Raw genomic sequence first — 12,665 nt, 5'->3', positions numbered from 1 at the left:
ACCCGATCGCGATGGAAGAAGGTCTGCGCTTCGCAATTCGCGAAGGTGGCCGTACGGTCGGCGCTGGTGTCGTCGCCAAGATCATCGAGTAACGCCAGAGAGTTCTCGACAATCGGTTGTATCGGGGTTGGTGGTGTCGTCAACCCCAAATGGTTTAGGGGTATAGCTCAACTGGCAGAGCGTCGGTCTCCAAAACCGAAGGTTGGGGGTTCGATTCCCTCTGCCCCTGCCAACTATCGCGCCGTAGTGGCGCTTGTTAAGGTGTTATGGCGAATCCTTCCGTCGAAACTGTAAATACATCCGGCGACAAGTTGATGTTGATCGCAGGTGTGTTGCTGGTCTTGGCCGGGTTCGTGGGGTTCTTCTGGCTTAATGGCCAGGAATGGTACATCCGCGGAGCCGCCTTGGCTGTTGGTGCGATCGCGGGTGTCGTAGTCGGTCTACTCTCGGCGCCTGGCAAGGGTTTCATCGCTTTCGCCAATGACTCATACAAAGAGGTCCGCAAGGTAGTTTGGCCGAGTCGCAAAGAGGCGACCCAAACAACACTCGTGGTCTTCGGCTTCGTAGTCGTGATGGCTATCTTCCTCTGGGTTTGTGATAAATCCATTGAGTGGGCGATTTTCTCGGCGATTCTGGGTTGGAAATGATATGAGTGATACTCCGGCATCCCCGAGCGGCAAGCGTTGGTACGTAGTGCACGCATATTCCGGTATGGAGAAGAGCGTGCAACGAGCGCTTCAGGAGCGCATCGAGCGGGCTGGTATGCAGGATCAGTTCGGCCAGATCCTCGTTCCAACGGAAGAGGTTGTTGAGGTAAAGGGCGGTCACAAATCAGTAACCGAACGTCGTTTCTTCCCGGGCTATGTTTTAGTCGAAATGGAAATGACAGACGAAACCTGGCACCTCGTGAAAAATACGGCGAAGGTGACCGGCTTCGTAGGCGGGGCGCGTAATCGGCCGAGCCCGATCTCCCCTCGGGAAGTTGAAAAGATCATGTCGCAGATGCAGGAGGGCGTGGAGAAGCCGCGTCCGAAGACCCTGTTTGAGGTAGGCGAGATGGTGCGCGTGAAAGAAGGCCCGTTCACAGATTTCAACGGCAGCGTCGAAGAAGTGAACTACGAAAAGTCGCGAGTCCGTGTTTCCGTTACAATCTTCGGCCGCGCAACGCCGGTCGAGTTGGAATTCGGCCAAGTCGAAAAGTTGTAGTCTAGATTTTACGGAACGCACCGCTAGGTGCGTTCCGTATTTCGCGCTTACGGTCCGCGTAATGGCCGTTGAGGAGCGTAACTAGCCAGTTTGTCGGCGAACACGCGCTACTACTCACTGAGCGTCCGCCCGTAAGGCGGCGTTCCACAGAGGTTCTCGAAATGGCAAAGAAAATTATCGGCTTTATCAAGCTGCAGATTCCTGCAGGTAAAGCCAATCCGTCGCCGCCGGTTGGTCCGGCACTGGGTCAGCGCGGCCTGAACATCATGGAGTTCTGCAAGGCGTTCAACGCGCAGACTCAAGCGATGGAACCGGGTCTGCCGATTCCTGTCGTGATCACGGCATTCGCGGACAAGAGCTTCACGTTCGTTCTGAAGACGCCGCCGGCTACGGTTCTGATCAAGAAGGCAGCGAAGCTCGATAAGGGTTCGAGCAAGCCGCATACCGACAAAGTGGGCAAGATCACCCGCGCTCAAGCTGAAGATATCGCCAAGACCAAGATGCCCGATCTGACGGCTGCTGATCTGGACGCAGCGGTTCGTACGATCGCTGGTAGCGCCCGCTCGATGGGCATCACCGTGGAGGGCGTGTAAATGGCTAAGCTTTCGAAGCGTCTGCAAGCATTTGCAGCCAAAGTGGATCGTCAGAAGCTGTACCCGATCGAAGACGCTCTGTCGCTCGTGAAGGAATGCGCAAGCGCGAAGTTCGACGAGTCGATCGACGTCGCCGTGCAACTCGGCATTGACGCAAAGAAGTCGGATCAAGTGGTTCGCGGCTCGGTCGTGCTGCCCGCTGGTACCGGTAAGTCGGTCCGCGTCGCTGTGTTCGCGCAGGGCGAAAAGGCTGAGCAGGCTCGTGCCGCTGGTGCTGACGTCGTCGGTATGGAAGACCTGGCCGAACAGGTCAAGGCCGGGAACCTGAACTTCGACATCGTGATCGCTTCGCCGGACACGATGCGTATCGTCGGTACGCTCGGGCAGATTCTCGGCCCGCGTGGCCTGATGCCGAACCCGAAGGTTGGCACGGTCACGCCGGACGTCGCGACCGCGGTCAAGAACGCCAAGGCTGGTCAGGTGCAATTCCGTGTCGACAAGGCCGGCATTATCCACGCAACGATCGGCCGCGCTTCGTTTGAACCGGCAGCACTGCGCAACAACCTGAATGCGCTGATCGAAGCGCTGCAGAAGGCGAAGCCGGCAACGAGCAAGGGCGTGTATCTGCGCAAGGTCGCTCTGTCGAGCACGATGGGTGTTGGTGTTCGTGTCGACCAGACGTCGATCGCTGCCCAGTAATGAATTTCGCCGCTCCGGCGCGAGTTGGGGCGGCTTCTAAGGGCTTTGGGCGGTTGCGAGGTGGCAGTCTGCATCGCGCGACCGGTTGTCAAAGACCGTTGGTGGGCACGCAGCAAGTAGGCGGGTCCTTAATGTAAAGCCAACGCAGATGGCGAACCCGAAAAGGTTTTGTAGTGATGAAGCCGTTCGATGTCTGTAGCGATACGGATTTTTGACGGTCGAAATACTCCTGACTGGTCGGACGCCGTTATTGAATGCGGTACACAAGGCGCACGCTGCGTGTATCGAATCTGGAGGTTAACCGTGCCACTAAACAAAGAAAGCAAGCAGGCCGTCGTCGCTGAGGTTGCCGCGCAAGTCGCGAAAGCTCAGACCGTGGTTCTGGCTGAGTATCGTGGAATCGCGGTTGGCGATCTGACCAAGCTGCGCGCGAAAGCGCGTGAGCAACAGGTTTACCTTCGCGTGTTGAAGAACACGCTGGCGCGTCGCGCCGTCGAGGGTACCCCGTTTGCTCCGCTGGCAGAGCAGATGACTGGCCCCCTGATCTACGGCATCTCGGAAGATGCGATTGCTGCTGCTAAGGTCGTCAATGACTTCAGCAAGAGCAATGACAAGTTGGTCATCAAGGCTGGTTCCTACGAAGGCAAGGTGATGGACAAGGCTGGCGTGCAAGCGCTGGCAAGCATCCCGAGCCGCGAAGAACTGCTCTCCAAGCTGTTGTACGTTATGCAGGCACCTGTTTCTGGCTTCGCGCGCGCTCTGGCCGCGCTGGCAGAAAAGAAGCAAGGCGAAGAAGCCGCTGCGTGATGCACTTCAGTCGAGCGTGATTGATCGCTGGCTGTATCCGAATTCAATTTAGGAGTATTTCAAATGGCAATCGCAAAAGAAGACATCCTCGAAGCCGTAGGCTCGATGTCGGTTCTGGAACTGAACGAGCTGGTCAAGGCGTTCGAAGAAAAGTTTGGCGTCTCGGCAGCTGCTGTTGCAGTGGCTGGCCCGGCAGGTGCAGCCGGCGGCGCTGCTGCTGCTGAAGAGCAGACCGAATTCACGGTCATCTTGGCTGAAACCGGTGCAAACAAGGTTTCGGTCATTAAGGCTGTTCGCGAACTGACGGGTCTCGGCCTGAAGGAAGCGAAGGATCTGGTCGACGGTGCACCGAAGCCCGTTAAGGAAGCGGTGCCCAAGGCTGCTGCTGAAGAAGCCAAGAAGAAGTTGGAAGAAGCCGGCGCGAAGGTTGAAATCAAGTAAGCTTCAACGCGCTGTGCGAAGGCTGGCGGTTTTTCACCGCCGGCCTTTTTGTGCTTTGTGGAGGACGCGTTTTTGCGGGCGTATGCCGGCAGGAATGTGATTCCCAGAAGCCAAAGAAAAACGCCCACGGTAATTTTGACCGGCATTTCTCTTTGTCTTCTGAAGCGACTGCAGAAGGCAAGTTTGGTCGGGTAGCGGGCAACACAGGCATCCGCTGCCGTCAGCCAGCGGTTGGTAGCGGCCAACCACCAAGCTTCTAGGCTCGTTCAAGCCATCGGACGGCCATCGGGTCTCAGTCGGTGAACACTCGGGTTGTCTCATCAAGGTATCCTGCCTCGACAACTATGCCCGCCGTGATTCGGAGATCGTATGCAATATTCCTTCACCGAGAAGAAGCGTATTCGCAAGAGTTTTGCGAAGCGCCCCATCGTTCACCAAGTACCTTTCCTGCTGGCTACCCAGCTTGAATCATTCAGCACGTTTCTGCAAGCAGATACGTCATCTACGCAACGCAAGCCGGAAGGCTTGCAGGCCGCGTTTACTTCCGTTTTTCCGATCGTTTCGCACAACGGCTTCGCGCGCCTTGAGTTCGTCAGCTACATGCTGTCGCCGCCGGCATTCAACATCAAGGAATGCCAGCAGCGCGGTCTGACGTACTGCTCGGCGCTGCGCGCCAAGGTGCGTCTGGTGCTGCTCGACAAAGAATCACCGAGCAAGCCGGTCGTCAAAGAAGTGAAGGAACAGGAAGTGTACATGGGCGAAATCCCGCTCATGACGCCGACCGGTTCGTTCGTCATCAACGGCACGGAACGTGTGATCGTTTCGCAGTTGCACCGTTCGCCGGGTGTTTTCTTCGAACACGACAAGGGCAAGACGCACAGCTCGGGCAAGCTGCTGTTTTCGGCACGTATCATTCCCTACCGTGGCTCGTGGCTCGACTTCGAGTTCGACCCGAAGGACGTGCTGTACTTCCGCGTCGACCGTCGTCGTAAGATGCCGGTTACGATCCTGCTAAAGGCAATCGGCCTGACGCCGGAACAGATCCTCGCAAACTTCTTCGTGTTCGACAATTTCACGCTGATGCCGGAAGGCGCGCAGATGGAATTCGTGCCGGAGCGTTTGCGCGGTGAAGTCGCGCGCTTCGATATCACGGACCGCGATGGCAACGTGATCGTCCAGAAGGACAAGCGGATCAACGCCAAGCACATTCGCGACCTCGATAACGCGAAGACCAAGTTCATCTCGGTGCCGGAAGATTATCTGCTCGGCCGCGTGCTCGCGAAGAACGTGATCGACGGCGATACGGGTGAAGTCATCGCGAACGCCAACGACGAAATTACCGAATCCGTGCTCGAGAAGCTGCGCGAAGCGAAGATCAAGGACATCCAGACGCTCTACACGAACGATCTGGACCAAGGTCCGTACATCTCGTCGACGCTGCGTATCGACGAAACGGCCGACAAGATGGCCGCACGTATCGCGATCTACCGCATGATGCGTCCGGGCGAGCCGCCGACGGAAGAAGCGGTCGAGGCACTGTTCAACCGTCTGTTCTACAGCGAAGAAGCGTACGACCTGTCGAAGGTGGGTCGTATGAAGTTCAACCGGCGCGTCGGCCGTGATGAAATCGTCGGTCCGATGACGCTGCAGGACGACGACATTCTCGCGACGATCAAGATCCTCGTCGAGCTGCGCAACGGCAAGGGCGAAGTGGACGACATCGACCACCTCGGCAACCGTCGTGTGCGCTGCGTCGGCGAACTCGCTGAGAACCAGTTCCGCGCGGGCCTCGTGCGTGTCGAACGTGCTGTGAAGGAACGCCTCGGCCAGGCCGAAAGCGAAAACTTGATGCCGCACGACCTGATCAACTCGAAGCCGATCTCGTCGGCGATTCGCGAGTTCTTCGGGTCGTCGCAGCTGTCGCAGTTCATGGACCAGACCAATCCGCTGTCGGAAATCACGCACAAGCGTCGTGTTTCTGCACTAGGCCCGGGCGGTCTGACTCGTGAGCGCGCAGGCTTCGAAGTCCGCGACGTGCACCCAACTCACTACGGCCGTGTGTGCCCGATTGAAACGCCGGAAGGTCCGAACATCGGTCTGATCAACTCGCTTGCTCTGTACGCGCACCTGAACGAATACGGCTTCCTCGAAACGCCGTATCGCAAGGTGGCGGACGGCAAGGTGACCGACCAGATTGACTATCTGTCGGCGATCGAAGAAGGCCGTTACGTGATCGCTCAGGCGAACGCGGCGGTGGCCGACGACCGCACGCTGACCGACGAACTCGTGTCGTCGCGTGAAGCGGGCGAAACGCTGATGGTCACGCCGGACCGCATTCAGTACATGGACGTGGCGCCGTCGCAGATCGTGTCGGTCGCAGCTTCGCTGATTCCGTTCCTCGAGCACGACGACGCGAACCGCGCATTGATGGGCTCGAACATGCAGCGTCAGGCCGTCCCATGTCTGCGTCCGGAAAAGCCGGTCGTCGGTACGGGTATCGAACGCACCGTGGCGGTCGACTCGGGCACGACGGTTCAGGCGCTGCGTGGCGGTGTGGTTGATTACGTCGACGCGGGCCGTATCGTGATTCGCGTGAACGACGACGAAGCGGTCGCGGGTGAAGTCGGCGTCGACATCTACAATCTGATCAAGTACACGCGTTCGAACCAGAACACGAACATCAACCAGCGTCCGATCGTGAAGATGGGCGACAAGGTTGCGCGCGGCGACGTGCTGGCTGACGGCGCATCGACCGATCTGGGCGAGCTCGCGCTCGGCCAGAACATGCTGATCGCGTTCATGCCATGGAACGGCTACAACTTCGAAGACTCCATCCTGATTTCGGAGAAGGTCGTTGCGGACGACCGTTACACGTCGATTCACATCGAAGAACTGAACGTCGTTGCACGCGACACGAAGCTCGGACCGGAAGAAATCACGCGCGACATCTCGAATCTCGCCGAAGTGCAGCTTGGCCGTCTCGACGAGTCGGGCATCGTGTACATCGGCGCGGAAGTCGAGGCGGGCGACGTGCTGGTCGGCAAGGTCACGCCGAAGGGCGAAACCCAGCTGACGCCGGAAGAAAAGCTGCTGCGCGCGATCTTCGGTGAGAAGGCGTCGGACGTGAAGGACACGTCGCTGCGCGTGCCGTCGGGCATGAGCGGCACTGTGATCGACGTGCAGGTATTCACGCGTGAAGGCATCCAGCGCGACAAGCGCGCGCAACAGATCATCGACGATGAACTGAAGCGCTATCGTCTCGACCTGAACGACCAGCTGCGTATCGTGGAAGGCGATGCGTTCCAGCGTCTCGCACGCATGCTCGAAGGCAAGGTGGTGAACGGCGGTCCGAAGAAGCTCGCGAAGGGCACGAAGATCGACCGCGCTTACCTCGAAGATCTGGACCACTATCACTGGTTCGACATCCGCCTCGCGGATGAAGAAGCAGCGGCCCAGCTCGAAGCGATCAAGAACTCGATCGAAGAGAAGCGTCACCAGTTCGACCTCGCGTTCGAAGAGAAGCGCAAGAAGCTCACGCAAGGCGACGAACTGCCGCCGGGCGTGCTGAAGATGGTCAAGGTGTATCTGGCGGTGAAGCGCCGTCTGCAGCCTGGCGACAAGATGGCAGGCCGTCACGGTAACAAGGGTGTCGTGTCGAAGATCGTGCCGATCGAAGACATGCCGTACATGGCCGACGGCCGTCCGGCTGACGTCGTTCTGAACCCGCTCGGCGTGCCGTCGCGGATGAACGTGGGTCAGGTTCTCGAAGTGCATCTGGGTTGGGCCGCGAAGGGTCTCGGCTGGCGTATCGGCGAAATGCTGCAGCGTCAGGCGAAGATCGCTGAACTGCGCGAATTCCTGATCAAGATCTACAACGAATCGGGCCGCGCCGAAGAGCTGGACAGCTTCAGCGACGACGAAATCCTCGAACTGGCGAAGAACCTGCGCGAAGGCGTGCCGTTCGCAACGCCGGTGTTCGACGGTGCGACGGAAGAAGAAATGTCCCGCGCGCTGGACCTGGCGTTCCCGGACGACATCGCTGAAAACCTCGGCATGACGCCGTCGAAGAACCAGGTGCGTCTGTTCGACGGTCGCACGGGCGAGATGTTCGAACGTACGGTGACGGTCGGCTACATGCACTACCTGAAGCTGCACCACCTGGTCGACGACAAGATGCACGCGCGTTCCACGGGCCCGTACTCGCTCGTCACGCAGCAGCCGTTGGGCGGTAAGGCGCAGTTCGGTGGCCAGCGTTTCGGTGAAATGGAAGTGTGGGCGCTCGAAGCGTACGGCGCATCGTACGTGCTGCAGGAAATGCTGACGGTGAAGTCGGACGACGTGACGGGCCGGACCAAGGTTTACGAGAACCTGGTCAAGGGCGATCACGTGATCGATGCCGGCATGCCTGAGTCGTTCAACGTGTTGGTGAAGGAAATCCGGTCGCTGGGTATCGACATCGACCTGGACCGGAACTAATCGGACTACTGGAGAGAAGCGATGAAAGCTTTGCTCGATCTATTCAAGCAAGTCCAACAACCTGAAGTTTTCGACGCGATCAAGATCGGTCTGGCCTCGCCGGACAAGATCCGTTCGTGGTCGTTCGGTGAAGTCAAGAAGCCGGAAACCATCAACTACCGCACGTTCAAGCCGGAGCGCGATGGTCTGTTCTGCGCGAAGATTTTCGGTCCGATCAAGGACTACGAATGCCTTTGCGGCAAGTACAAGCGCCTGAAGCACCGCGGCGTGATCTGCGAGAAGTGCGGCGTCGAAGTGACGCTCGCGAAGGTGCGTCGTGAGCGAATGGGCCACATTGAGCTGGCCTCGCCGGTCGCGCACATCTGGTTCCTGAAGTCGCTGCCGTCGCGTCTGGGCATGGTGCTCGACATGACGCTGCGCGACATCGAGCGCGTGCTGTACTTCGAAGCATACGTGGTGATCGATCCGGGCATGACGCCGCTGAAAGCGCGGCAGATCATGACCGAAGAGGATTACTACAACAAGGTCGAGGAATACGGCGACGAATTCCGTGCCGAAATGGGCGCGGAAGGTGTTCGCGAACTGCTGCGCGCGATCAACATCGACGAGCAGGTCGAGCTGCTGCGCACGGAGCTCAAGAACACCGGCTCGGAAGCGAAGATCAAGAAGTACGCGAAGCGCCTGAAAGTGCTCGAGGCGTTCCAGCGTTCGGGCATCAAGCCGGACTGGATGGTCCTCGAAGTGCTGCCGGTGCTGCCGCCGGAACTGCGTCCGCTCGTCCCGCTCGACGGCGGCCGTTTCGCGACGTCGGATCTGAACGACCTGTATCGCCGCGTGATCAACCGTAACAACCGGTTGAAGCGTTTGCTCGAGCTGAAGGCGCCTGAAATCATCGTCCGCAACGAAAAGCGGATGCTGCAGGAAGCCGTCGACTCGCTGCTCGACAATGGCCGTCGCGGCAAGGCGATGACCGGTGCGAACAAGCGTCCGCTAAAGTCGCTCGCGGACATGATCAAGGGTAAGGGCGGTCGCTTCCGTCAGAACCTGCTCGGTAAGCGTGTCGACTACTCGGGCCGTTCGGTGATCGTGGTCGGCCCGACGCTGAAGCTGCATCAGTGCGGTCTGCCGAAGCTGATGGCGCTCGAACTGTTCAAGCCGTTCATCTTCAACAAGCTCGAAGTGATGGGTGTCGCTACCACCATCAAGGCTGCGAAGAAGGAGGTCGAGAACCAGACACCGGTGGTGTGGGACATCCTCGAAGAGGTGATCCGCGAACATCCGGTCATGCTGAACCGTGCGCCGACGCTGCACCGTCTCGGCATCCAGGCTTTCGAGCCGGTGCTGATCGAAGGTAAGGCAATCCAGCTGCACCCGCTCGTTTGCGCGGCGTTCAACGCCGACTTCGACGGTGACCAGATGGCCGTTCACGTGCCGCTGTCGCTCGAAGCGCAGATGGAAGCGCGCACGCTGATGCTCGCGTCGAACAACGTACTGTTCCCGGCTAACGGCGATCCGTCGATCGTGCCGTCGCAGGATATCGTGCTCGGCCTGTACTACGCGACGCGTGAAGCGGTGAACGGCAAGGGCGAAGGCCTGACGTTCACGGGCGTGTCGGAAGTGCTGCGCGCGTACGAGAACAAGGAAGTCGAACTGGCCTCGCGCGTCAACGTGCGGATCACCGAAATGGTCCACAACGAAGACAAGTCGGAAGGCGGGCCGGCGTTCGTACCGAAGATCACGCTGTATGCGACCACGGTTGGCCGCTCGATCCTGTCGGAAATCCTGCCGCCGGGTCTGCCGTTCTCGGTGCTGAACAAGCCGCTGAAGAAGAAGGAAATCTCGCGTCTGATCAACACCGCGTTCCGCAAGTGCGGTCTGCGTGAGACGGTGATTTTCGCCGACCAACTGATGCAGTCGGGCTTCCGTCTGGCAACGCGCGCTGGTATTTCGATTTGCGTCGACGACATGCTCGTACCGCCGCAGAAGGAAACCATCGTTGGCGACGCCGCGAAGAAGGTGAAGGAATACGACCGTCAGTACATGTCGGGTCTCGTCACTGCGCAGGAGCGCTACAACAACGTGGTCGACATCTGGTCGGCGACGTCGGAAGCGGTCGGCAAGGCAATGATGGAGCAGCTGTCGACGGAACCGGTCACGGACCGCGACGGCAACCAGACGCGTCAGGAGTCGTTCAACTCCATCTACATGATGGCGGACTCAGGCGCTCGTGGTTCCGCGGTTCAGATCCGTCAGCTGGCCGGTATGCGCGGTCTGATGGCGAAGCCGGACGGCTCGATCATCGAGACGCCGATTACGGCGAACTTCCGCGAAGGTCTGAACGTGTTGCAGTACTTCATCTCGACCCACGGTGCACGTAAGGGTCTGGCTGATACGGCACTGAAGACCGCGAACTCGGGTTACCTGACGCGTCGTCTCGTCGACGTGACGCAGGATCTGGTCGTCGTCGAGGAAGATTGCGGCACGTCGAACGGCGTGGCGATGAAGGCGCTCGTGGAAGGCGGTGAAGTGGTCGAAGCGCTGCGTGACCGTATCCTGGGTCGCGTGGCCGTGGCTGACATCGTCAACCCGGAATCGCAGGAAACGCTGTTCGAAGCGGGCACACTGCTCGACGAAGACGCGGTCGAAGACATCGAACGCCTCGGCATCGACGAAGTGCGGGTGCGCACGCCGCTGACCTGCGAAACGCGCTACGGTCTGTGCGCGGCCTGCTACGGTCGCGACCTCGGCCGCGGCTCGCTGGTGAACGTCGGCGAAGCGGTCGGCGTGATCGCGGCGCAGTCAATCGGTGAACCGGGCACGCAGCTCACGATGCGTACGTTCCACATCGGTGGCGCGGCGTCGCGTGCTGCGGTGGCATCGTCGGTCGAAGCGAAGTCGAACGGTACGGTGCGTTTCACGTCGACGATGCGTTACGTCACGAATGCGAAGGGCGAGCAGATCGTCATCTCGCGTTCGGGTGAAGCGATGATCACCGACGATCACGGCCGCGAGCGCGAGCGTCACAAGGTGCCGTACGGCGCCACGCTGCTGCAGCTCGACGGTGCGCAGATCAAGGCTGGCACGCAACTGGCCACGTGGGATCCGATGACGCGTCCGATCATCACCGAGTACGGTGGTACGGTGAAGTTCGAGAACGTCGAGGAAGGCGTGACGGTCGCGAAACAGATCGACGACGTGACGGGTCTGTCCACGCTCGTCGTGATCGACGTGAAGCGTCGTGGTTCGCAGGCGTCGAAGACGGTGCGTCCGCAGGTCAAGCTGCTCGATGCGAACGGCGAGGAAGTGAAGATCCCGAACACCGAGCACTCGGTGCAGATCGGCTTCCAGGTCGGCGCGCTGATCACCGTGAAGGACGGTCAGCAGGTGCAGGTCGGCGAAGTGCTCGCACGTATCCCGACCGAATCGCAGAAGACGCGTGACATTACCGGTGGTCTGCCGCGTGTGGCGGAACTGTTCGAAGCACGTTCGCCGAAGGACGCGGGTATCCTGGCGGAAGTCACGGGTACGACGTCGTTCGGTAAGGACACGAAGGGCAAGCAGCGTCTCGTTATCACGGACCTCGAGGGCAACCAGCACGAGTTCCTGATCGCGAAGGAAAAGCAGGTTCTGGTGCACGATGGTCAGGTCGTCAACAAGGGCGAAATGATCGTCGACGGACCGGCGGATCCGCACGACATCCTGCGTCTGCAGGGCGTCGAGGCGCTGTCGCGCTACATCGTGGACGAAGTGCAGGACGTGTACCGTCTGCAAGGCGTGAAGATCAACGACAAGCACATCGAAGTGATCGTCCGTCAGATGCTGCGCCGCGTGCAGATTTCGGACAACGGCGATACGCGTTTCATCCCGGGCGAACAGGTCGAGCGGTCGGACATGCTCGACGAGAACGACCGTATGATCGCGGAAGACAAGCGTCCGGCAACGTACGAAAACGTGCTGCTCGGTATCACGAAGGCGTCGCTGTCGACCGATTCGTTCATCTCCGCGGCGTCGTTCCAGGAAACGACCCGCGTGCTGACCGAAGCGGCGATCATGGGCAAGCGCGACGACCTGCGTGGCCTGAAGGAAAACGTGATCGTCGGCCGCCTGATTCCGGCCGGTACGGGTCTCGCGTTCCACAAGGCGCGCAAGAGCAAGGAACTGGCCGACCGCGAGCGTTTCGATCAGATCGCAGCGGAAGAGTCGTTCGAATTCGGTACGCCGGAAACGCCGGCTGCCGAACAGCAACACTCGGGCGAGTAAGTGCTGGCGGCGCAAGCCGCCTTGCCTTACGAGCCACGAAGGCCGCTCAGTTTCGACTGAGCGGTTTTTTTTTGGTGCGCCAGGCATGGCGCGTAGCGCCGTGACTGGCGCTGTCCGACCCGCTGTGGTGGCGAGCCGGATGACTTGGGGGTGAAAGTCCTCTGCACACCCGGCAAGGGGAAG

Annotated in this window: 9 protein-coding genes and 1 tRNA gene; all 10 read left to right on the top strand. The window is 59.7% G+C overall.

Annotated features, from left to right (window positions below; translation table 11 throughout):
- Window positions 1-92, top strand: a 92-nt coding sequence (locus tag HWY30_RS38970) for an EF-Tu C-terminal domain-related protein (RefSeq protein ID WP_076604501.1), incomplete at its 5' end; no start/stop codon positions are given.
- Between the two features lie 64 nt (window positions 93-156).
- Window positions 157-232, top strand: a tRNA-Trp gene (locus tag HWY30_RS38965).
- 34 nt (window positions 233-266) lie between these two features.
- Window positions 267-647: a preprotein translocase subunit SecE gene (gene secE / locus HWY30_RS38960; protein WP_090802176.1), complete on the top strand. Its 381-nt coding sequence runs from the start codon at window positions 267-269 to the stop codon at window positions 645-647.
- 1 nt (window position 648) lies between these two features.
- Entirely contained in the window at window positions 649-1,206 is a 558-nt protein-coding gene (gene nusG, locus HWY30_RS38955) for a transcription termination/antitermination protein NusG (protein WP_075303275.1), read from the top strand.
- A gap of 161 nt (window positions 1,207-1,367) precedes the next feature.
- Window positions 1,368-1,799, top strand: a complete 432-nt coding sequence (gene rplK / locus HWY30_RS38950; protein ID WP_008922976.1) for a 50S ribosomal protein L11 — start codon at window positions 1,368-1,370, stop codon at window positions 1,797-1,799.
- Window positions 1,800-2,498, top strand: coding sequence for a 50S ribosomal protein L1 (gene rplA, locus HWY30_RS38945; protein ID WP_090802175.1), 699 nt, complete (start codon window positions 1,800-1,802; stop codon window positions 2,496-2,498).
- Between the two features lie 303 nt (window positions 2,499-2,801).
- Window positions 2,802-3,305, top strand: a complete 504-nt coding sequence (gene rplJ / locus HWY30_RS38940) for a 50S ribosomal protein L10 (protein ID WP_062129470.1) — start codon at window positions 2,802-2,804, stop codon at window positions 3,303-3,305.
- A gap of 63 nt (window positions 3,306-3,368) precedes the next feature.
- Window positions 3,369-3,746 (top strand): 50S ribosomal protein L7/L12, encoded by a 378-nt coding sequence (gene rplL, locus HWY30_RS38935; RefSeq protein ID WP_018420143.1) that lies wholly within the window; start codon window positions 3,369-3,371, stop codon window positions 3,744-3,746.
- A 369-nt stretch (window positions 3,747-4,115) separates the two neighbouring features.
- Entirely contained in the window at window positions 4,116-8,222 is a 4,107-nt protein-coding gene (gene rpoB, locus HWY30_RS38930; RefSeq protein ID WP_090802173.1) for a DNA-directed RNA polymerase subunit beta, read from the top strand.
- Between the two features lie 21 nt (window positions 8,223-8,243).
- A complete protein-coding gene (gene rpoC, locus HWY30_RS38925) occupies window positions 8,244-12,482 on the top strand; it encodes a DNA-directed RNA polymerase subunit beta' (protein WP_090802172.1) in 4,239 nt (1,412 codons plus the stop codon).
- Window positions 12,483-12,665: the final 183 nt, after the last annotated feature.

It is taken from the genome of Paraburkholderia tuberum STM678 (assembly GCF_902833905.1).
Classification (GTDB): domain Bacteria; phylum Pseudomonadota; class Gammaproteobacteria; order Burkholderiales; family Burkholderiaceae; genus Paraburkholderia; species Paraburkholderia tuberum.
This window is presented reverse-complemented; position numbering and strand designations above follow the sequence as displayed.

Coding starts and splice junctions, on each gene's coding strand:
- rpoB (WP_090802173.1), top strand. CDS start 4,116: ATGCAATATTCCTTCACCGAGAAGAAGCGTATTCGCAAGAGTTTTGCG.
- secE (WP_090802176.1), top strand. CDS start 267: ATGGCGAATCCTTCCGTCGAAACTGTAAATACATCCGGCGACAAGTTG.
- rplL (WP_018420143.1), top strand. CDS start 3,369: ATGGCAATCGCAAAAGAAGACATCCTCGAAGCCGTAGGCTCGATGTCG.
- rplK (WP_008922976.1), top strand. CDS start 1,368: ATGGCAAAGAAAATTATCGGCTTTATCAAGCTGCAGATTCCTGCAGGT.
- rpoC (WP_090802172.1), top strand. CDS start 8,244: ATGAAAGCTTTGCTCGATCTATTCAAGCAAGTCCAACAACCTGAAGTT.
- nusG (WP_075303275.1), top strand. CDS start 649: ATGAGTGATACTCCGGCATCCCCGAGCGGCAAGCGTTGGTACGTAGTG.
- rplA (WP_090802175.1), top strand. CDS start 1,800: ATGGCTAAGCTTTCGAAGCGTCTGCAAGCATTTGCAGCCAAAGTGGAT.